This is a genomic window from Bradyrhizobium sp. RDM12 (genome assembly GCF_051917485.1).
Classification (GTDB): domain Bacteria; phylum Pseudomonadota; class Alphaproteobacteria; order Rhizobiales; family Xanthobacteraceae; genus Bradyrhizobium.
Genome location: NZ_CM133064.1, coordinates 3232635 through 3252029, shown reverse-complemented (window position 1 = coordinate 3252029; position 19395 = coordinate 3232635). Strand labels below are relative to the sequence as shown.

Here is a 19395-nt window from a genome sequence, read left to right as displayed (position 1 = left end):
CGGATGATGGGAGTAATCGTGACAAAGTTTGGGAAGCGGAACGCCGCTCCAATTACAAGTTGGTGATCTCGGGCGTTTTCGGCTCAGACTTTAGTTTGAAAATCGCACCAAAAGCCTGAAGATTAATATATCGTAATACGATATATCTGGGCAAACGTCCGGACTAGCGGATTCAAAATCGCTAGAGCCCACGGATCATCCCGGCGTCGATGAGCAGCCGGTTCAGCCGCCGCGCCTCGGCGCCGTCCTTGCAGTCGTAGAAGATGCCCTTGCAGCGAAGCATGATCTCCTTCTGCTCGGCGAAGGACGGGTCGAGCGGAATGCCTGCGGCTTCCTGGATCACCAGCGGCAGATAAGGACCATCGACCGTGTCCATCACCGTGTCGCTTTTCACCGGCTCGAAATTGACGGCATCGATCGCGTAGTAGGTCGCGTAGAGACGCGGATCATAAGCGTCGAGCTTCTTGCCGATCGCGCCTTGGTCGAGCCCGGGCTCGAGGAGGTTCGGCGCGAACTCGGGCTGGTGATCGCCATAGCGCACGATCAGGAAAGGCTCGCCCGGGAAATTCTTCTTCAAGCCCGCAATGAAGGCGTTGTATTGCTCGGCGCTCATCGCCTGCCGGCGCAGATATTCGTCGATCGACGGTGCGTTGCCCGGCGCGCGCCAGTTCGGCACGAGATCGGGGCGGAAGCGCGTTTCCCAGGGGAAATGATTGGCGCCGAGATAGATGAAGCTGAACAGCGGCTTGTTGGGCGTCCGCTCGCCCATCAGCTGCAACGCTTTGTCGTAGAAGAAGCTGTCAGGCTCGACGTCCTTGGCGCCGAGATCCCTGGAGTCGAGGAAACGCTCGACGCCGGTCGTCACCTGAAAGCTGCGCGCACCCATGAAACCGCCATAGGCGGGATAGAGCGACATGGTGTCGTAGCCGCAACGGCGCAGTGCCAGCGGCAGGCCGCGCTCGACGCGGCCCGACGCAATACGGGTCACGAAATAGGCGAAGCGGCCGAACGAGCGCGAGGAAAGACCCGCAAGCACATTGTACTCGGTGAACCAGCTCGGCCCGCCATTGCTCTCGGCCAGGAATGTGCGCTCCTTGCCATCCCAGGACTTGAAGTGACTGCCGTAACCCGGCGGCACCTTGATGCCCCGTGCGGCGCGGATGTCAAAACTCGATTCATCATGGATCATGATGATGTTCGGCCGCCGGCCGGCCGGATGGCAGGAATCGACCAGCGGGATGTTCAGCCGCTCGTTGGTCGAGGCGCCCGACTCCATAAAGCCGTACTGCACGAAATCGGAGACCGCGGTCACGCCGGAGCGGAAGAACTTTGAGAGATAGCCGTCGTCGTAATAGCCGCGCCAAGCTTCATCCGGATGATAGACGGAATATCCGACCACCCCCGCCAGACAGGCGAGCATGGCAGCGAACGCCGGCAGGCGCCGAATGCGGAACGGATCGAGCCACCACAGCGCGTACATCAGCGGCAGCGTGACCAGCCCGGCCCCGATCACCGACCAGCGCAAATTCGGGAAGATCGTGAACAGGAACGCGACCGTGTCGCGGTCGATCATCATCAGGTCGATGAAGTTGACCGTCATCTGCACGACGTCGTGCTTGAGCCGCGACAGCAGCACCAGCACCACGAGCATGGTCAGCGACAGCGCGCCCGACAGCGCCGGCCGGCGCAACAGCGTGATCCAGAAGAAGTTGAGGATGCCCCAGGCGAGCAAGAACGAAAGCCGCGAGCCGAAATCGGTCTCGGTCTCGTACATGAGAGCGAGGGCGGCAAGATGTGGCGCCGCAACCGCGAGCAGCCGCCAGATGCCGAGCGCGGCGACGCCCGCCAGGACGGAGGTGGTGGCGGAAGGACCTGAATTGGGCGCGGACGCCATCGACGACACGCAACTTCTGGTCCGGCGGGTGATGCCAGGCCGTTTGGCCGGCCTGCGGGGTTCGGCGCAGCCGGAAGCCTGCGCCGTGTCATAAAACTGTAATGGAAGGGTCACGGACAAGCAACGCGAGCGGCGATCCGACCTTCGCTTAATGTTAGCGGGGGGCGAAAGGCCGCACGCGAAGCACGCCAGGGTTGGCAATCCCGGGCGGGTCGGCCATCGGCGCGTCCGTCAGTGCGGTCGCGATCGTCGCATTCGCGGAAATGGACCCGACCGGCTCGCGGAGGCGACCTCGCCCGCCTCCTACATTTTCGGCGACGGCGCTCTATGCCGCGCTCGTCATTCCGCTGCTGGCATCGTGATGGCCGACCATCCGTGCGGACGGACGGCCGCGGCAGGTTGAGCGGCCGCTTCAGCCCTGCGGCAGCAGCCCGAGCCGCTTGGCGATGATGCGGTCGACCGTCCGCTTGGGCAGAGTGGCTGCAATGAAGTGCCGCATCCGGTCCGGTGTGATCTGATAGCGAACCTTGGGCCTCGCGGCCGTGAGCGCCTCGAAGACGACCTCGGCGATACGTTCGGCCGGCAGCCCGGTCTCGCCGAGTTTCATCATGAACGCCATGACCTTGTTGAGCGCGGGGAGATAGGGCGAGTTCTGGTAGACCGACATATCGAACTGCTCGGCCTTGCTCCAGATCGGCGTCTTCACTGCGCCGGGAGCGACGATGATGACGTCGATGCCGAACAGCATCAGTTCGCGGCGCAGGCTCTCCGACAGGCCCTCGAGCGCATGCTTGGAGGTGCAGTAAGGCGCCGACAGCGGATTGCCGTTCTTGCCCGCGACCGAGCTGATCATGACGATCCGCCCTTTCGGCCCGTTCAGCGATGGATCTGCGCCGAGCAGCGGCCCGAACGCCTGCGTCGCGATCACAGGGCCGAGGACGTTGATGTCCATCTGGCGGCGGAAATCATCCGCCGACAATTCGAGCACCGGGCCAGCGACGGCAACACCGGCATTGTTGACGAGGCCTGCCAGCGTCTCGCCGCCCAGCGCCTCGCGCACCTGGCGCGCGGCCGCCAGTACGGCGGCCTCGTCGGTGACGTCGAACAGCAGCGGCGTGAAATTGGCGCCAAACTCACCCGTGAGCCGGTCGGCGTCGGTTTGCTTGCGGACGCTGCCGAAGACGCGATAGCCGCGCCCAATGAGAAACTTCGCAATGGCCCAGCCGATGCCGGTGGATGCGCCGGTGACGACGACAGATCGCATAGTCCTTCCCCCTATAGTGCCCCGCGATCATTGTAGGGGAGGCTGCGCCAGCGCAATGCCGTCAGGTTCTCAAGCCGCGCACCGATGATCTATTTCGAGGCCGCGCCACGATGCAAGCGGGCGCGGCGGGTGTCGGTTCTTAAGATGAAGCAGTGCGCGAACATCGCAAATTGCGATTGATTGCGTGCTGAGAGTGCGGATGAAGAGCCGAATCCTAGCCTTTGAGGACACAGCGCTTTTGTGCGATCGCAACTTCCGAAAAGTTCTGAAGAACGACGCGATCTCAAGAATGTGGTTTAAGCGTCAGTTCTTGAATTCTGAGAGCACATCAACTCGCGAAGAATTTGGATGAAGCAGCAATGCTTCGCGCGAGAAGAGAAGAAAAGAGCGAGACCGCTGTTTGCAATCTCGCTCAGATATAATCGCGAAGATTTAAGATTTAGTTTGACGAACGAAGCTTGTTGTTTTCGCACGTGTCCCGGACAAGGCGTGACGCGAAAGCGACGCGCCGCAAAGCCGGGACCCAGGAGCCGCTGGCTCTGCAGCGCACCACTGACGAGATGCGCTGCGTCCGGGGAACGCAAAGCTTAGTTCTTCGACTTGTCGACCAGCGCGCCCTTCTTGATCCAGGGCATCATGTCGCGCAGCTTGGCGCCGACTTCCTCGATCGGGTGCTGGGCGAGCTTGGCGCGGGTGGCCTTGAACGAGGTCTGGTTGACCTTGTTCTCGAGCATCCAGTCGCGGGCGAACTTGCCGCCCTGGATGTCGGCGAGAACGCGCTTCATCTCGGCCCTGGTCTCCGCGGTGACGATGCGCGGACCGGTGACGTACTCGCCGTACTCCGCGGTGTTGGAGATCGAGTAGTTCATGTTGGCGATGCCGCCTTCATAGATCAGGTCGACGATCAGCTTCACTTCGTGCAGGCACTCGAAATAGGCCATCTCGGGCGCATAGCCGGCTTCGACGAGGGTCTCGTAGCCGCCCTTGATCAACTCGACCAGGCCGCCGCAGAGCACGACCTGCTCGCCGAACAGATCGGTCTCGCACTCTTCCTTGAAGGTGGTCTCGATGATGCCGGCGCGGCCACCGCCGACAGCGGAGGCGTAGGACAGGCCAAGGTCGTGGGCGTTGCCCGAGACGTCCTTGGCGATCGCGATCAGGCAGGGCACGCCGCCGCCGCGTTGATATTCCGAGCGCACGGTATGGCCGGGGCCCTTCGGCGCGATCATCAGCACGTCGAGGTCGGCGCGCGGGTCGAGCAGGTTGAAGTGGACATTGAGGCCGTGCGCGAACACGAGGGCAGCGCCCTTCTTCATATTGTCGTGCAGGTGCTCGCGATAGATGTCGCCCTGAAGCTCGTCCGGGGTCAGCATCATGACAAGGTCGGCCCATTTGGCGGCTTCGGCGACTTCCATCACCTTGAAGCCCGCGGCTTCCGCCTTCTTGACCGAGCCCGAGTCCTTGCGCAGCGCGATCGCGACGTCCTTGACGCCGGAGTCCTTGAGGTTGAGCGCATGGGCGTGGCCCTGGCTGCCATAGCCGACGATGGCGACCTTCTTGCCCTTGATCAGGTTCAGGTCGGCGTCGCGATCGTAATAAACACGCATAGTCGTTTCCTCAGAGATGGCCAGAATCGGCCGTGGGTCAGGTCTCGGACGGTGAGATTTGCGGATTTCGGGGGCTGTCTAAAGCATTTTCAGCCCCTGGGAAATCCGTTTCTGCATGGAAATCTGCGGCATCATGCATCCATGAAGACAGGATAGAGCGAGGCGAGCAGCAGGAGCGCCATCAGGATATTGAAGGCGCGGACCAGCCGCTCCGAGGTCAGCACAGGTCTTAGTGCAGTGCCGAAGAAAGCCCAGACCACCGTCGAGACCGTGCCGACCAGCAGGCTGATCAGGGTCTGGATCGCGATGTTGATCGGGAACTGGGCGATGGCCGCGTAGGCCGTGATGGTGCCGATCACGATGACCCAGCCCTTGGCATTGATCCACTGGAACATGGCGGCGCCCCAGAACGTCATCGGGCCGCGGCCGTCCTCGCTGCCCGGCGTGGTCGGGCCGGACATGGCGATCACGGCGGCCAGGTAAATTAGGTAGGCGGCGCCGGCATATTTCAGGATTGTCTCGAGGATCGGGTACGCCAGGAATACGGTGCCGAGCCCGAGGCCGACGGCGCCGACCATGAAGGCGAAGCCGATGACGATGCCCGCGATGTGGGGGATGGTGCGCCGGAAGCCGTAGGTCAGGCCCGAGGCCAGCAGCATGATGTTGTTCGGCCCGGGGGTGAAGTACATCACCACCATAAAGGCGAGGAAAGCGTAAAAGAGCGAGTTGGCCATATCCACCTCACGCGGTCTTCGCAAGCGGCTGCGGCCGCTTGACCAACACCATCACCGCGATGCCGCCGATCACGGTCAGCATGCCGGCGAGGCGTAGCGGCCCGAACCGCTCGCCGAACACGATGCTGGATGCAGCCGAACCGACGAACGGCACCAGCAGCGCGAACGGCACCACTTGCGCGGCCGGATAGTCACGCAGCAGCCGGCCCCACAGCCAATAAGCAATGCTGGTCGAGATAGCGCCGATCACCAGCAGGCAGATGAGGCCAGTCAGCGACATGTGGATCAGCGATTGGAAGGTTGGCACCGGTCCGTTCACGACGAGCGCGAGTGCGAACAGCGGCACCGCCGCGGTGAGGCACAGCCACGCGAACAGATCGAACATCGGCGCACCGCGAGCACCGCGCAGCAGGAGATTGCCGACAGCAAAGCAGATTGGGGCGATCATCAGCACCGCGAAGGCGCCGACGCTGAAATCATAGCCGACGGTGCCGCAGATCATCAGCAGTCCGATGGCCGCAATGACAATTCCCAGCGTCTGCACCGGCGTCGGCCGCTCGCCGAAGGCGACCGCTGCGAAGCCGATCGTGAACAGCGCCTGGCTCTGCACCACGACGCTGGTCAGCCCCACCGGCACACCATGGGCGATGCCGTAGGCCTGGCTCAGGAACTGCCCCAGAAACAGCGTAAAACTGATCGCGATCAGCAGCGACCAGGCGACCTTCGGCCTGGGTATGAACAGGCAGGGCACCGCGGCGATGGAAAAGCGCATCGCCGTCATCAGCTCCGGCGAAAACTCGTCGAGCGCGATCCGGCTCGCCACAAAGGCAAGCCCCCAGATGATCGCCACCGTGAGGGCGATGAGGATGTCGGCCGGCTTCATTGTTGTTTCCGGTTCTGCCCTGTCGTGCAGCCCTGCTTCTTGTTTCTAGCTTTGCTCGCCGGCTTTCGGTTTGCGCAGGAGATAAGTGCCGTGCATCGGTGCGTGGTAGTCGGCCGAGGCCAGCGTGAAGCCGATATCGGTCAGCATCCGCTCCATCACCCAGCCGAACGTCGAATATTCGTCGCGCATATGCGTCACCACGCTCTCACACGAAAAATCGTGGTTCTTGATATGGAAATCGGCCCATTGCTCGACATCGCGCTCGATGGCATCAGGCATCGAGGCGTAAACGATGTCGCGCAGGTAAAAGGTCGCGCCGGGCTTGAGCGCACGAAAGATCCGCGACATCGCCACCGCTTTCCAGAAATCCGGCAGATGATGCAGCGTGAATTCGCTGACGATCAAATCATAAGATTCCGGCCGGTAGGCGAAGGAAAGCAGGCCGGCCGACTGGGTGCGCACAGGCGCCTTGCGGTCGCGCGCGTAGATCTCGGCAAGTGCCAGCATCGCCGGCGAGATGTCGATGGCGTCGACCTCCGCTCCCATCAGCGCGGCTTCGGTCGCCAGCACGCCGTTGCCGCAGCCGATATCGGCGATGCGCCAGCCGCGCTGGACCCCGAGCATTTTCAGCGCGGCGCGCGCCCGCAGATCAGCGTCATCGTGACTGTCATAGATCGAGGCGACCGCGGGCCCGATGCCCATCCGGTTGCGTTCGTTGTAGTACCAGTCGCGCGCCAGCATGGTTCACATCCCCTCGGGCCCGCGGCCGATCGCGGCAACGCCGGTGCGCGACACCTCGACAAGGCCGAGCGGGCGCATCAGGTCGATAAACTGGTTGATCTTGTCCGTATTGCCTGTGATCTCGAACACGAAGCTCTCGGTGGTGGCGTCGATCACGCGGGCGCGGAAGGCATCCGCCAGCCGCAGCGCCTCGACGCGATGCTCGCCCTGCCCGCGCACCTTCACCATCGCCAGCTCTCGTTCGATCGAGCGCTTGGTCTGGGTCATGTCAACGACCTGGTAGACCGGGATCATGCGGTCGAGCTGGTGCTTGATCTGCTGGATCACCATCGGCGTGCCAGTGGTGACGATGGTGATGCGCGACAGATGCTTCTGGCTCTCGGTCTCCGAGACCGTGAGGCTCTCGATGTTGTAGCCGCGGCCCGAGAACAGCCCGATGACGCGGGCGAGCACGCCGGGCTCGTTCTGCACGAGCACTGCAAGCGTGTGCGTCTCGTCGGGATCGTGACGCTCCTCGATGAAGTAGGCGGATGCGGGCTGGTTCATGGTCGTTCCCCTCAAATGTCTCTCGCGCTCACACCAGCGCCTTGCCGCCGGCGAACGCCTTGGCTGTGGCTTCGTCGTTAGCCTGCTCCGGCAGCAGCATCTCGTTGTGTGCCTTGCCGGAGGGGATCATCGGGAAGCAGTTTTCGAGCGCGGCGACGCGGCAGTCGAACAGCACCGGACGCTTGACCGAGATCATCTCCTGGATCGCGCCATCGAGATCGCCGGGCTTGGTGACCTGGAGACCGACGCCGCCATAGGCTTCCGCGAGCTTGACAAAATCCGGCAACGCCTCCGAGTAGGAATGCGACAGCCGGTTGCCGTGGAGCAACTGCTGCCACTGCCGCACCATGCCCATGTACTGGTTGTTCAGGATGAAGATCTTGATCGGCAGCTCGTACTGAACCGCCGTCGACATCTCCTGCATGGTCATCTGCACCGAAGCGTCGCCCGCGATGTCGATGACGAGGCTGTCGGGATGGGCGACCTGCACGCCGACCGCGGCCGGCAGGCCGTAGCCCATGGTGCCGAGACCGCCCGACGTCATCCAGCGATGCGGCTCCTCGAAGCCGAAGAACTGCGCTGCCCACATCTGGTGCTGGCCGACCTCGGTCGTGATGTAGGTGTCCTTGCCGCGCGTCGCCTCGAACAGGCTCTGGATCGCGTGTTGCGGCAGGATGACGTCGTTGCTCTTCTTGTAATAGAGCGAGTTGCGGGCGCGCCACTGCGCGATCTGCTGCCACCAGGTCTTGATGTCGGGCTTCTTCGCCTCGGCCTTGAACACCTGCAGGACGTCGCCGAGGATGTTGCCGCAATCGCCGATGATCGGCACGTCGACGCGGATGTTCTTGTTGATCGAGGACGGATCGATGTCGATGTGGATCTTCTTCGAGTTCGGCGAGAACGCATCGACACGGCCGGTGATGCGGTCGTCGAAGCGCGCGCCGACGCACAGCATGACGTCGCAATCATGCATGGTCATGTTGGCTTCGTAGGTGCCGTGCATGCCGAGCATGCCGAGCCAGTTCTTGCCCGACGCCGGATAAGCACCCAGGCCCATCAGCGTCGAGGTGATCGGGAAGCCCGTGACCTCGACCAGCTCGCGCAGCAGCTTCGTTGCCTCGGGACCAGAATTGATCACGCCGCCGCCGGTGTAGATCACGGGACGCTTGGCGCCCGCGAGCAGTGAAACGGCCTTGCGTATCTGCGTCGCATCGCCCTTCACGCGCGGCGCATAGGAGCGGTGCACGTCGGACTTGCGCGGCGGATGATAGGTGCCGGTCGCGAACTGCACGTCCTTGGGCACGTCGACGAGCACCGGGCCCGGACGGCCCGTGGTCGCAACGTAGAACGCCTCGTGCAGCACTTTTGCGAGATCGTTGACGTCGCGCACCAGCCAATTGTGCTTGGTGCAGGGGCGCGTGATGCCGACGGTGTCGCATTCCTGGAACGCGTCGTTACCGATCAGGTGCGTCGGCACCTGGCCGGAGATGCAGACCAGCGGGATCGAATCCATCAGCGCGTCGGTCAGCGGCGTCACCATGTTGGTGGCGCCGGGGCCGGAGGTCACCAGTGCAACGCCTGGCTTGCCGGTCGAGCGCGCATAGCCCTCGGCGGCATGGCCTGCGCCCTGCTCGTGGCGGACCAGGATGTGCTGGACTTCGCTCTGCTGGAAGATCTCGTCGTAGATCGGGAGCACCGCGCCGCCGGGATAGCCGAAAATGTCGGTCACGCCGTGATCGATGAGCGCGCGGACGATCATCGCGGCGCCGGTCATCTGGTTCGGATCGTGGCTCTTGTCGCTCATTGGCTTGCTCCGGATGCGCTGTTGTCAGCGGCTTCGTTCGTGTCGGGTTCGGGAAATAAAAAAGGCCCCGAAGAGGGACCCTGCACACCGCCTGTCATGTGGATGGCAGCTAGCCACCCCCGGCGGTGTGCCTGGGTACGACGGCGATAAGGAGTTTGGTAATAATGTTACGCATGGCAGGCGCTCAGCTTCCCAAAGGTTGCGCGAAACATAGCGGCCAAAGCCCGGATGTCAAGGCAATGCGGCCATTCCTGCGCGATTTTGGCAATGTAGCCTTGTTCCCGGAGTTCGGCGAGAGGTAAAATCGGGAACTCGAGCACAAAAGCGCGTTTAGCGGGAGGCCAGGGCTGCGTTGGCGGCGCCCGCGAGCCATCCCCTCGCCTCCTCTGGCCTCACCCATTCAAATTCGGGAAGCTGGTGCCGGAACCAGGTAAATTGCCGCTTGGCATAGTGGCGGGTGTCGGCCCGACCGATGGTGGCAGCCTCTTCGAGACTGAGCTCACCGCGCAGTTGCCGGATCAGCGCCGGCACGCCATGGGCCTTCATGGCTGGCAGCAGCGGGTCGAGACCGCGGGCTGCGAGCCGCTCGACCTCGGTCAGGGCACCGGCGGCAAGCATGGCCTCGAACCGGGCGTCGATGCGGGCATAGAGCTCATCGCGCTCGGGCGCGAGAAACACCGCGCGAAAACTGTCCTTCGGCAGCAGCGGCGGCTGGCCCTCATGATGCCAGTCGAGCAGCGAACGGCCGGTCGCCTCGATCACCTCGAGCGCACGCGCGATCCGCGTCCGGTCGCGCAGATTGAGTCGCTCGGCGGCGCGCGGATCGCGGCGCGCGAGATCCGCGTGCAACGCCTCGACGCCGTTCCGCTCCAGCCGCGCGCGGACGTTTTCGCGCACTTCGGCGGGGATCGGCGGCACCAGCGAGAGACCTGCCGTCAGCGCCTTGAAATACAGCCCGGTACCGCCGATGAAGATCGGCAGGCGGCCCTCGGCACTTGCCTCGTCCAGCGCCCTCGCGGCATCAGCCACCCAGGCCCCCGTCGAGAAATTCACGGCTGCATCGACATGGCCATAGAGATGATGGGGAACGCGCGCCTCCTCGTCCTGCGTGGGACGCGCAGTGATGACGCGGAGGTCGCGATAGACCTGCATGGAATCGGCATTGATGACGATTCCGCCCGTCGCAAGCGCAAGCTCCAGCGCCAGCGCCGACTTGCCGCTGGCGGTCGGGCCTGCGATAAGCACGGCCTTGCTCGAATGCCTCTCGCTCACGAAAACCTCAAATGTCCCTCGTCGCCACGCTGATCTGCAACCCAAACAATCCCGCCCTCGACTCGACCATCGTCGACGGCGCCCGCGCCGTGCTGCTGCAAGCGGCACCCGCGCACTGGCTGTTCGACGGGGTTGCGGTCGACATCCCCTTCGGCGCCGACAGTAACCTCGAAGGCGACCGTCACGCCATCGAAGAGCGGTTGCGCGAGCTTCGCGGCGACCTGCCCATCGACATCGTGGTGCAGCCTGCCGGCGTCCGGCGCAAGAAGCTTTTTCTCGCCGACATGGATTCCACCATGATCGGCCAGGAATGCATCGACGAGCTCGCCGATCTCGTCGGGATGAAGGCTCACGTGGCCGCCATCACCGAACGCGCGATGCGCGGCGAGATCGAATTCGAGCCGGCACTGCGCGAGCGCGTCGCGCTGCTGAAGGATCTCCCCGCCGGCGTCGTCGACAAGGTGCTGGCCGAACGCATCACCCTGACTTCGGGCGGCCGCGAACTGGTCGCGACCATGCGAGCCCACGGCGCTTATACCTGCCTCGTCTCTGGCGGCTTCACCCTGTTCACGAGCGCGGTCGCCGCAAAGCTCGGCTTCCAGGAGAACCGCGCCAACGAGCTCGTCATGCGCGACGGCAAGTTCACCGGCGAAGTGAAGGAGCCGATTTTGGGTCGCGCCGCCAAGCTCGCGACGCTGGTGGATCTGATGGAGTCGTTCGATCTCGACGACATCGACTCGCTCGTGGTCGGCGACGGCGCCAACGATCTGGCGATGGTCCAGGCGGCGGGGCTGGGCGTGGCGTATCACGCCAAGCCGGCGGTCGCGGCCGCTGCGGCGGCGCGGATCGACCACGGCGATCTCACCGCGCTGCTGTATGCGCAGGGCTATCGGCGGGACGAGTTCGTGGAGGCGCAGCCTCCTCGATCGTTGCTACAAGCTCTGCCGCCGTAGGACCTCCTACCGTCCGTCAAGGGGAAGTGTCCTTGCTGAACCCAGCATAGCGCCGTGCTCGACGCAGTCCAGGACGCTGCGCGCCGGCTTTGCCGGTGCCTTCGGCATCCTGGACATCGTCTGCGCGCGACGCTTGGCGATCGTCAGGTCGGGACGAAGGAATGGTCCGCGCCCGGCCGAACAAAGGAATGAGATTACGCTGTCGCGGTGATGTTTTCGCTGTTGTAGTCCGCATCGTAAGGGGTCTGCCGCCTGAGTGTCGTGCAGAGGGCAAAGAGCAAACGATCCCCGACGCTGCGCAGGGCGCGCGCGTGGCCATGTCCCCGCGCCCGCAAGGCATCATACCGTTTCCGGGTGGCCGCATCGTGTTGCATGGCGACACGAGACCAGTGATGGACCGCGCTCTGCAGCCGCCTGTTGCAGGCGAGGCGGCGGACCACGAAGCGCTGCTTGCCGCTTTGCCGCGTCACCGGGGCAGCTCCTGCCAAAGCGCGCAGAGCATGGTAATCTCGTCTGCGCAGGGGCTCTGCGGCCTCGGCGAGCAGTGTGGCGAGATTGATCCTGCCGATACCTGGCCAGGAGCGTAGGATCGTCACGTCGCACTGCGCCGGGCTCTGCCCCGAGGCGCTCTCCTCTGCTTCGAGCTCGGCACAGAGACGGTCCAGGCTCTGATGAGCCTCCTTGATCTGCCGATTGACCAGATGCAGGCGCGCCGCCAGGCTGCGGATGTGGGCGCAGGCGGCCTCGGTCGTGCCCGACGCCACGAACAGCGGGGTCTCACGCAAGATCTTGAGCGCCGCCGCCGCATCGAAACGGCGGATACGATATGCACTCAGGATGCGCGCGATGGCCTTCTCGCTGGCCTTGGCCGCCCTGTCCGGGGTCGGCACCTTCTGCCAAAGGGCCAGGAACCATTCGTCGGCGACATCGTCGGTCAACTTGGTGGCTTGGGGATAATAGCGCCACAACTGCTGGCGAAGACGGTTGGCGAGACGCGTGCGCTCCTGCTGCAGTTCGTCGGCCAAGCGCGACCACTCACGCAACTCGATCATCGTGGGATCATCAACCACAAGCCGGCGGAAGGCCGCGCGATCCGTGCGCAGCGAGCCTGCGAGCACATGGGCATCGCGGCGGTCGTCCTTGGCACCAGCTGCCGTGAAACGATCACGGAAGCGGTCGAGCTGCTTGGGATTGATGGCAAACACCGCAAACCCGTGTTCGAGCAACATCTCCACCACCGGGCCGTGCGGCATCTCGATCGCCACGGCGATCTGTCCCGGTGCGGCCTTGGTCTTCTCAAGCAGCCAGTCACGCAGCTCCGTCAGCCCAGCGCCGTCATGGGCGAACTCGCGCCGAGCAACCTGTCTTCCTTCGGCATCCAGCAGGCAAACGCTATGGCTCTGCGTTGCCCAATCGATCCCGGCGAACCAGTGTGCATCTTCGATCATTTTGGGACCTCCTTGCTCTCAAAAGCGGGCCACCGCGATCTCGATCAATCCCTGTACTGGCGCTCTCGGCGCAAACCTCCTACTGGATATCGACCGCGGCCGCTCCGCCGGGGCGCGGCTCCTACGTCGGTGTTCAAGACACAGGTGGGCAAGGCTGCTCCCGGCGGATCGGCCCGCACTCCCAGTCTACACCGTTAGACTGGCTGCGAACCCCAAAGGGTACAGGGTGGGCAAAGGCGCGCTTGCGCCGTGCCCACCACGCTTGCTGCGACGGTGGAGAGATGGTGGGCACGTTTCACTTTGCCCACCCTACGAGATTGTGCCTCGACTACTGCAGGCTCAGCGCCACAAACCGCAATTCGCCGTCGCCATTCGAGACCAGCAGCAGCGCGGACTTCTTGCCGTCCTTCTTGAGCTGGTCGATCCGCTTCTGGATGTCGGCGCCGCTCGCGACCGCTTCCTGCGCGACTTCGACAATGACGTCGCCGGCGGAGAGCCGCTTCTCGGCAGCGTCCGAATTGGCATCGACATTGGTGACGACCACGCCCTTGACGGTGTCCTTGATCTTGTAGCGGGTGCGCAAATCCTTGTTCAGCACGGCGAGATCGAGGCCGAGCGCCTTCTGCGTCACCAGCTTCTCCGGCGGCGGTTCGTCGGTCTTCACAGCGGCCTGCACCTTGTCGGGATCCTGCAAGCGACCGAGCGTGACTTTCTTGGTCTGCTCCTCGCCCTTGCGGATGATGACGACGTCGACCTCCTTGCCGACCGCGGTGTCGGCGACGACGCGAGACAGGTCCTTCGGGTCCTTGACGTCCTTGCCGTCGAACTTGACGACGACGTCACCCGGCTCGATGCCGGCCGGCTTGGCCGGGCCCTTGTCGTCGATGCCGGCCACCAGCGCGCCGCGCGCCGGCTTGATGTTGAGGCTCTCGGCAATCTCGTCGGTGACGCTCTGGATGCGGACGCCAAGCCAGCCGCGACGCAATTCGCCGAACTGGCGGAGCTGGTCGACCACACCCGCGACGGTTTTCGACGGCACGGCGAAGCCGATGCCGATCGAGCCGCCGGAGGGCGAGATGATCAGGGTGTTGACGCCAATGACGTCGCCTTCGAGGTTGAACAGCGGGCCGCCGGAATTGCCGCGATTGATCGCGGCGTCGGTCTGGATGTAGCTGTCATAGGGCCCGGAGGAGATGTCGCGATTCTTGGCCGAGACGATGCCCGCGGTCACCGTACCGCCGAGGCTGAACGGGTTGCCGATCGCAACCACCCAGTCACCCAGACGCAGCTTGTCGGAGTCGCCGAACTTCACCGCGACAAGCGGCTTCGGCGGCTTGAACTTCAAGACGGCAAGATCGGTCTTCTTGTCGACACCGACGAGGTCAGCCTTGATCTTGGTGCCGTCGTTGAGAATGACGTTGATCTCGTCGGCATCGGCGATGACGTGGTTGTTGGTGACGACGACACCGGAGGTGTCGATGATGAAGCCGCTTCCGAGCGAGTTGGTCTTGCGCGGCGGGCCGCTGCCGTTATCGCCGCCCTTGCTGCCGCCGCCCGGGCCTTTGCGATTCTTGAAGAAGTCGTCGAAGAATTCCTCGAAGGGCGAGCCCGGCGGCAGTTGCGGCATGGTGTTGCTGCCGCCGCCCTTGGCCTCGACCGTCTGCGAGGTCGAGATGTTGACGACCGCGTCGATCACCTTCTCGGCGACGTCGGCGATGCCGTCCGGTCCGCGCGCCTGTGCCGGCGAGCCGAACACGCTGAAAGCGCCGACGGCGAGCGCGGCCAGCCCAAACCGCGCATGTTGGCGCAAGCGGGTCGTGACAATGGTGGCAGCGGTCATTGTGGTCTCCAGAGAATAAGGATTCGGCCTCAAGACTGCGCTCGAACGGGGGCATGGCGCAAGCGGAGCTTAACGGGCCTCACGACCCGAATAATACGGCGAAAACCCGCCTCCCGCCTTCACTTTGGCGTTGGCTGTGCGGCTAGATCGGCCGTCGCATCACCCAGATCAGGATCAGGCCGGCCACGGCCGAGCCGATCCCGACGGCCCGCAGGATATTGTCCGGCGTGGCAATGGCGCTCTTCATGGCCTTGCGCATCCAGTTCGGACTGGCCGCGAACATCAAGCCTTCCAGCACGAACAAGATGCCTAAGCCGATGAGGAAGTCGGCGAACGCAATGGACCTCATCGGATTGGAACCTCCCGTGGTGCTGTTCTTGTCTGGACGAAGGGCGGCCAAACCTGCCGCCCTTGTCTAGCTTACGGTTTCGCCGGCGTCTCGGTCGCCGTCTTGCCGGACGGGTTACCAAAATACCGGAAGAAATCCGAGTCCGGCCGCAGCAGGAAGCGGGTGTCGTCCTTCTTCAATCCGTTCTCGTAGGCCGTCATCGACCGGTAGAAAGCGAAGAAGTCAGGATCCTTGCCATAGGCTTCGGCGAACAGGCGGTTGCGCTCGGCGTCGCCGATGCCGCGCGTCTGCTCGGCCTGCGAGTTGGCCTCGGCAATGATGACGGTCGCTTCGCGATCGGCCTTGGAGCGAATCTCCAGCGCCTTCTGGCCGCCCTGCGCGCGGAACTCGGCCGCTTCGCGCTGGCGTTCGGTCTGCATGCGCTGATAGACCGCCTGGCTGTTCTGCTCCGGCAGATCGGCACGACGGATCCGGACGTCGACGACCTCGATGCCATAACCGTCGGCCTCGTGGTCGAGCTGCTCGCGGATGCGACCCATCAGCTTCTCGCGCTCATCACGCACCACGGTGATGAAGTTGACCTCACCGAGCACCCGGCGCAGCGCCGCGTTCAAGAGCGAAGTGAGCTGGAGGTTCGCGGCCTGGATCGAGCCGACGCTCTGATAGAAGCGCAGCGCGTCCTTGATGCGGTAGCGCGCGAAAGCGTCGACCACGAGCCGCTTCTGGTCGGAGGCAATAACCTCCTGCGAGGGTTCTCGAGGTCGAGGATCCGCTTGTCGATGTTGATCACGGAGTTCCAGGGCGCCTTGAAGTGCAGCCCGGGGTCGGTGACGACGTCCACCGGCTTGCCGAATTGCAGCACGATGGTCTGCTCGGTCTGCTGCACCGTGAACAGCGACATGTAGCCGACAATCACGACCAGAAGCGCCGCAAGCAGCGCGACAATGCCTGTAACGGGAGACCTCATCGTGTGCCTCCGCTCGGCTGCTGGCCGGTCGTCGTGGGCTTCTTGGCCGACAATTCGTTGAGCGGCAGATAAGGCACGATGCCCTGGCCCGAGGAGCCTCCGTCATAAATCAGCTTGTCCGAGCCGCCGAGCACGCGCTCCATCGTCTCCAGATAGATCCGTTCACGCGTCACGTCGGGTGCCTTCTTGTATTCCTCGTAGACCTTCAGGAAGCGGGAGCTCTGGCCCTTGGCTTCGGCGACCGCCTGCTCCTTGTAGCCTTCGGCGGCCTGCAGGATCGATGCTGCACGGCCGCGCGCGTCCGGCACGACCTTGTTGGCGTAGGTCTGGGCTTCGTTCTGCAACTGCTCGAGATTGGCGCGCGCCGCCTGCACGTCGCGGAATGCGTCGATCACCTGCGCCGGCGGATCGACCTTCTGCATCTGTACCTGGGCGATCTGGATGCCGGCGCCGTAGCTGTCGAGCGTCTTCTGCATCAAATCCTGCACGGTGGTCTCGGTCTGGGTCCGCGCGCCGGTCAGGATCGGCTGGATGTTGGAGCGGCCGATCACCTCGCGCATCGCGCTTTCGGCGACCGCCTTCACGGTGCCCTCGGGATTCTGGATGTTGAACAGGAAATCGCCGACGCCGTTGGGCTTGATCCGCCACAGCACGGTGAAGTCGACATCGACGATGTTCTCGTCGCCGGTCAGCATCAGGCTCTCTTCCGGCACGTCACGGATCGAGCGGCCGCGGCGGGCCGGGTCGTCGATCAGCGTCATGCCGATGGAAATGGTCGACACGCGCAGCGCCTTCGGCAGCAGCACCGTCTCGATCGGATAGGGCAGATGATAGTTCAGGCCCGGGTCAACCGTGCGCACATGCTTGCCGAAGCGCAGCACGACGCCTTGCTCTTCGGACTGCACCCGGAAGAAGCCCGACAACAGCCAGAGCGCGATGATGATGAGCAGGATCAGCGTGATGCCGATGCCGGAGAAATAGCCACCGGGCATGATCTGCTGCAGTCGGTCCTGGCCGCGCCGCAGAAGGTCCTCCAGATCCGGCGGCCTCGGCCCCACCGGTTGCGGGCCTGAGCCCCACGGTCCTTTCGGACCCGAGCCCCATGGGCCACCGCCCTGATTCTTCCACGGCATTCGACGCTCTCCTCGGCAGACCGGGACTAGAACTTAAGCCGGCCCGCATTGTCCGGTCCGGCTTTATAGGGGACCGAAAGGACCCTTACAACGCAAGCCTGACCGACCCACGAGCTATGCTCGGGGGCGGAAAAGTCAATGTAAACATTGGCGAATGCAGTTAATGGGGCGGCCGCCGACGATATGTCACATAGGAGAAGTCGGCGCTGTCGTCGGGGCCGGCGGAATGGCGGACGCGTTCGGTCTCATCCCACTGCGTCCTGTCGATGTCGAAATGCGTGTCGCCCTCGGGCCGCGCATGCACCTCCGTGATCTCGAGGCGATCGGCGCGGTCGAGCCATTGCCGGTAGATTTCGGCGCCGCCGATCACGGCGATTTCGGCGACTGAACGCCGCAGGGCATCACCAAGCGCCACCGCGCCCGCATCCGCCGCCGATGTCGTGACGACAGCGCCGGCGGCGCGATAGACCGGATCGCGTGTGATCACGATGTTCGTACGGTTCGGAAGCGGCCGGCCCAGGTAGGGATTCGAACGTCTTGCGGCCCATGATCACGGGCTTGCCGATGGTGAGCGCCTTGAAGCGCGCCATGTCGGATTTCAATCGCCACGGGATCGCATTGCCGGCACCGATGACGCCGTTTTCCGCAACCGCAACGACGAAGACGATCTCCATCAGCTCCCGCTCCCTGCAAGTCGCGTCAGCGCAGGACCGGAGACGCGGCACAGCGTCCAGTCGTCCAGCATTGCGGCGCCGAGCGATTTATAGAACGCGATCGACGGCGCGTTCCAGTCGAGCACCGCCCATTGCAGGCGCGACCAGCCATTGTCGACACATTCCTTCGCCAGATAGACCAGCAGCGCCTTGCCGAGGCCCCTGCCCCGATGCGAGGGTCGCACATACAAATCTTCGAGATAGATGCCGTGGCGGCCGCTGAAGGTGGAGAAATTCAGGAACCACACCGCGAAGCCGACGGGCTCGCCATTCCACTCGGCGATCACACAAGACAGCCGCGGATCGCTGCCGAACAGCGCGCCCGCAATCATCGCCTCGGTCGCCTCGACCTCATGAGAAAGCTTCTCGTACTCGGCGAGCTCGCAGACGAAATCGAGGACGAGTCCGGCTTCGCCGGGACGCGCGCGGCGGATGTTGAGCGACATCGGCGCTAGACCGCGACTTCCGCCTTGATATGCGGATGTGGATCGTAGCCGACGAGTTCGAAATCCTCGTAGCGGAAGGAGAAGATGTCCTTCACGTCGGGATTGATCCGCATCACCGGCAGCGCCCGCGGCGCGCGGGTGAGCTGCAGCCGCGCCTGTTCCAGATGGTTGGAATAGAGATGGGTGTCGCCGAACGAGTGCACGAAGTCGCCGGGCTTCAGGCCGGTGACCTGTGCCATCATCATGGTGAGCAGCGCATAGGAAGCGATGTTGAAGGGCACGCCGAGGAACACGTCGGCGGAGCGCTGATAAAGCTGGCAGGACAGCTTGCCGTTCGCGACATAGAACTGGAACAGGCAATGGCACGGCGGCAGGGCCATCTTGTCGACCTCGGCCGGATTCCAGGCCGAGACGATCAGGCGGCGCGAGTCCGGGTTGCGCTTGATCATGTCGACGACGTTGGCGATCTGGTCGATGCTGCGTCCGTCCGGAGCGGGCCAGGAGCGCCACTGATGGCCGTAGACCGGGCCAAGATCGCCATTGGCGTCCGCCCACTCGTCCCAGATGGTGACGCCATTGTCGCGCAGATATTTGACGTTGGTGTCGCCCTTCAGGAACCACAACAGCTCGTGCACGATCGCCTTCAGCGGCAGCCGTTTGGTGGTCAGCATCGGGAAGCCGGCGGACAGATTGAAGCGCATCTGATGGCCGAACACCGACAGCGTGCCGGTACCGGTCCGATCAGTCTTCTCGGCGCCGTCTGAAAGAATCCGCTCGAGCAGGTCCTGATACTGGTGCATG

The 19395-nt window shown here is 63.8% G+C and carries 16 protein-coding genes and 2 pseudogenes; 1 reads left to right on the top strand and 17 read right to left on the bottom strand.

The window, feature by feature from the left end; translation table 11 throughout:
- Nucleotides 1-181 precede the first annotated feature (181 nt).
- The 9 genes from ACTGJ9_RS15730 to miaA all read right to left on the bottom strand — a co-directional run bounded on the left by ACTGJ9_RS15730 (nucleotide 182) and on the right by miaA (nucleotide 10745).
- Nucleotides 182-1894, bottom strand: coding sequence for a sulfatase-like hydrolase/transferase (locus tag ACTGJ9_RS15730; RefSeq protein WP_456677792.1), 1713 nt, complete (start codon nucleotides 1892-1894; stop codon nucleotides 182-184).
- A gap of 412 nt (nucleotides 1895-2306) precedes the next feature.
- Nucleotides 2307-3158, bottom strand: coding sequence for an SDR family oxidoreductase (locus ACTGJ9_RS15725; protein WP_456677791.1), 852 nt, complete (start codon nucleotides 3156-3158; stop codon nucleotides 2307-2309).
- A gap of 587 nt (nucleotides 3159-3745) precedes the next feature.
- Nucleotides 3746-4765 carry a ketol-acid reductoisomerase gene (gene ilvC / locus ACTGJ9_RS15720; RefSeq protein WP_456677790.1) on the bottom strand — a complete coding sequence of 340 codons (1020 nt, stop codon included), beginning with the start codon at nucleotides 4763-4765 and terminating at the stop codon, nucleotides 3746-3748.
- A gap of 131 nt (nucleotides 4766-4896) precedes the next feature.
- A complete protein-coding gene (locus ACTGJ9_RS15715; RefSeq protein ID WP_456677789.1) occupies nucleotides 4897-5499 on the bottom strand; it encodes a LysE family translocator in 603 nt (200 codons plus the stop codon).
- Nucleotides 5500-5506: 7 nt separating this feature from the next.
- A complete protein-coding gene (locus tag ACTGJ9_RS15710; RefSeq protein WP_456677788.1) occupies nucleotides 5507-6382 on the bottom strand; it encodes an EamA family transporter in 876 nt (291 codons plus the stop codon).
- A 45-nt stretch (nucleotides 6383-6427) separates the two neighbouring features.
- The gene (locus ACTGJ9_RS15705) at nucleotides 6428-7123 is read right to left on the bottom strand and encodes a class I SAM-dependent methyltransferase (RefSeq protein ID WP_456677787.1); all 696 of its coding nucleotides are present in this window, start codon (nucleotides 7121-7123) and stop codon (nucleotides 6428-6430) included.
- 3 nt (nucleotides 7124-7126) lie between these two features.
- A complete protein-coding gene (gene ilvN, locus ACTGJ9_RS15700) occupies nucleotides 7127-7669 on the bottom strand; it encodes an acetolactate synthase small subunit (protein ID WP_456677786.1) in 543 nt (180 codons plus the stop codon).
- Between the two features lie 28 nt (nucleotides 7670-7697).
- Entirely contained in the window at nucleotides 7698-9473 is a 1776-nt protein-coding gene (locus ACTGJ9_RS15695) for an acetolactate synthase 3 large subunit (protein WP_456677785.1), read from the bottom strand.
- A gap of 330 nt (nucleotides 9474-9803) precedes the next feature.
- The gene (gene miaA / locus ACTGJ9_RS15690) at nucleotides 9804-10745 is read right to left on the bottom strand and encodes a tRNA (adenosine(37)-N6)-dimethylallyltransferase MiaA (RefSeq protein WP_456677784.1); all 942 of its coding nucleotides are present in this window, start codon (nucleotides 10743-10745) and stop codon (nucleotides 9804-9806) included.
- An 11-nt stretch (nucleotides 10746-10756) separates the two neighbouring features.
- On the opposite strand from miaA, the gene serB reads away from it, so the two are divergent.
- On the top strand, nucleotides 10757-11698 hold the full coding sequence (gene serB, locus ACTGJ9_RS15685; protein WP_456677783.1) for a phosphoserine phosphatase SerB: 942 nt from the start codon (nucleotides 10757-10759) through the stop codon (nucleotides 11696-11698).
- Between the two features lie 194 nt (nucleotides 11699-11892).
- Here serB and ACTGJ9_RS15680 read toward each other — a convergent pair whose 3' ends face one another.
- From ACTGJ9_RS15680 to ACTGJ9_RS15645, 8 genes and pseudogenes are all read right to left on the bottom strand, one after another.
- Nucleotides 11893-13146 carry an IS110 family RNA-guided transposase gene (locus ACTGJ9_RS15680; RefSeq protein WP_456676042.1) on the bottom strand — a complete coding sequence of 418 codons (1254 nt, stop codon included), beginning with the start codon at nucleotides 13144-13146 and terminating at the stop codon, nucleotides 11893-11895.
- Nucleotides 13147-13474: 328 nt separating this feature from the next.
- Nucleotides 13475-14986 carry a Do family serine endopeptidase gene (locus tag ACTGJ9_RS15675; protein WP_456677782.1) on the bottom strand — a complete coding sequence of 504 codons (1512 nt, stop codon included), beginning with the start codon at nucleotides 14984-14986 and terminating at the stop codon, nucleotides 13475-13477.
- Between the two features lie 142 nt (nucleotides 14987-15128).
- On the bottom strand, nucleotides 15129-15335 hold the full coding sequence (locus ACTGJ9_RS15670; RefSeq protein ID WP_057747247.1) for a DUF2065 domain-containing protein: 207 nt from the start codon (nucleotides 15333-15335) through the stop codon (nucleotides 15129-15131).
- A 71-nt stretch (nucleotides 15336-15406) separates the two neighbouring features.
- Nucleotides 15407-16236, bottom strand: a pseudogene (hflC, locus tag ACTGJ9_RS15665) (protease modulator HflC).
- A 62-nt stretch (nucleotides 16237-16298) separates the two neighbouring features.
- Nucleotides 16299-17435 carry an FtsH protease activity modulator HflK gene (gene hflK, locus ACTGJ9_RS15660; RefSeq protein ID WP_456677781.1) on the bottom strand — a complete coding sequence of 379 codons (1137 nt, stop codon included), beginning with the start codon at nucleotides 17433-17435 and terminating at the stop codon, nucleotides 16299-16301.
- A 160-nt stretch (nucleotides 17436-17595) separates the two neighbouring features.
- Nucleotides 17596-18109, bottom strand: a pseudogene (locus ACTGJ9_RS15655) (dihydrofolate reductase).
- On the bottom strand, nucleotides 18109-18594 hold the full coding sequence (locus ACTGJ9_RS15650) for an N-acetyltransferase family protein (RefSeq protein ID WP_456677780.1): 486 nt from the start codon (nucleotides 18592-18594) through the stop codon (nucleotides 18109-18111). Before ACTGJ9_RS15650 ends, ACTGJ9_RS15655 begins: the two are co-directional and overlap by 1 nt.
- Nucleotides 18595-18599: 5 nt before the next feature.
- The gene (locus tag ACTGJ9_RS15645; protein ID WP_456677779.1) at nucleotides 18600-19394 is read right to left on the bottom strand and encodes a thymidylate synthase; all 795 of its coding nucleotides are present in this window, start codon (nucleotides 19392-19394) and stop codon (nucleotides 18600-18602) included.
- Between the last annotated feature and the right edge of the window lies 1 nt (nucleotide 19395).

Bases quoted from the DNA above. Each gene is read 5' to 3' on its own strand.
- ACTGJ9_RS15730 (WP_456677792.1), bottom strand. From the start codon at position 1,894: ATGGCGTCCGCGCCCAATTCAGGTCCTTCCGCCACCACCTCCGTCCTG.
- ACTGJ9_RS15725 (WP_456677791.1), bottom strand. From the start codon at position 3,158: ATGCGATCTGTCGTCGTCACCGGCGCATCCACCGGCATCGGCTGGGCC.
- ilvC (WP_456677790.1), bottom strand. From the start codon at position 4,765: ATGCGTGTTTATTACGATCGCGACGCCGACCTGAACCTGATCAAGGGC.
- ACTGJ9_RS15715 (WP_456677789.1), bottom strand. From the start codon at position 5,499: ATGGCCAACTCGCTCTTTTACGCTTTCCTCGCCTTTATGGTGGTGATG.
- ACTGJ9_RS15710 (WP_456677788.1), bottom strand. From the start codon at position 6,382: ATGAAGCCGGCCGACATCCTCATCGCCCTCACGGTGGCGATCATCTGG.
- ACTGJ9_RS15705 (WP_456677787.1), bottom strand. From the start codon at position 7,123: ATGCTGGCGCGCGACTGGTACTACAACGAACGCAACCGGATGGGCATC.
- ilvN (WP_456677786.1), bottom strand. From the start codon at position 7,669: ATGAACCAGCCCGCATCCGCCTACTTCATCGAGGAGCGTCACGATCCC.
- ACTGJ9_RS15695 (WP_456677785.1), bottom strand. From the start codon at position 9,473: ATGAGCGACAAGAGCCACGATCCGAACCAGATGACCGGCGCCGCGATG.
- serB (WP_456677783.1), top strand. From the start codon at position 10,757: ATGTCCCTCGTCGCCACGCTGATCTGCAACCCAAACAATCCCGCCCTC.
- ACTGJ9_RS15680 (WP_456676042.1), bottom strand. From the start codon at position 13,146: ATGATCGAAGATGCACACTGGTTCGCCGGGATCGATTGGGCAACGCAG.
- ACTGJ9_RS15675 (WP_456677782.1), bottom strand. From the start codon at position 14,986: ATGACCGCTGCCACCATTGTCACGACCCGCTTGCGCCAACATGCGCGG.
- ACTGJ9_RS15670 (WP_057747247.1), bottom strand. From the start codon at position 15,335: ATGAGGTCCATTGCGTTCGCCGACTTCCTCATCGGCTTAGGCATCTTG.
- hflK (WP_456677781.1), bottom strand. From the start codon at position 17,435: ATGCCGTGGAAGAATCAGGGCGGTGGCCCATGGGGCTCGGGTCCGAAA.
- ACTGJ9_RS15650 (WP_456677780.1), bottom strand. From the start codon at position 18,594: ATGTCGCTCAACATCCGCCGCGCGCGTCCCGGCGAAGCCGGACTCGTC.
- ACTGJ9_RS15645 (WP_456677779.1), bottom strand. From the start codon at position 19,394: ATGCACCAGTATCAGGACCTGCTCGAGCGGATTCTTTCAGACGGCGCC.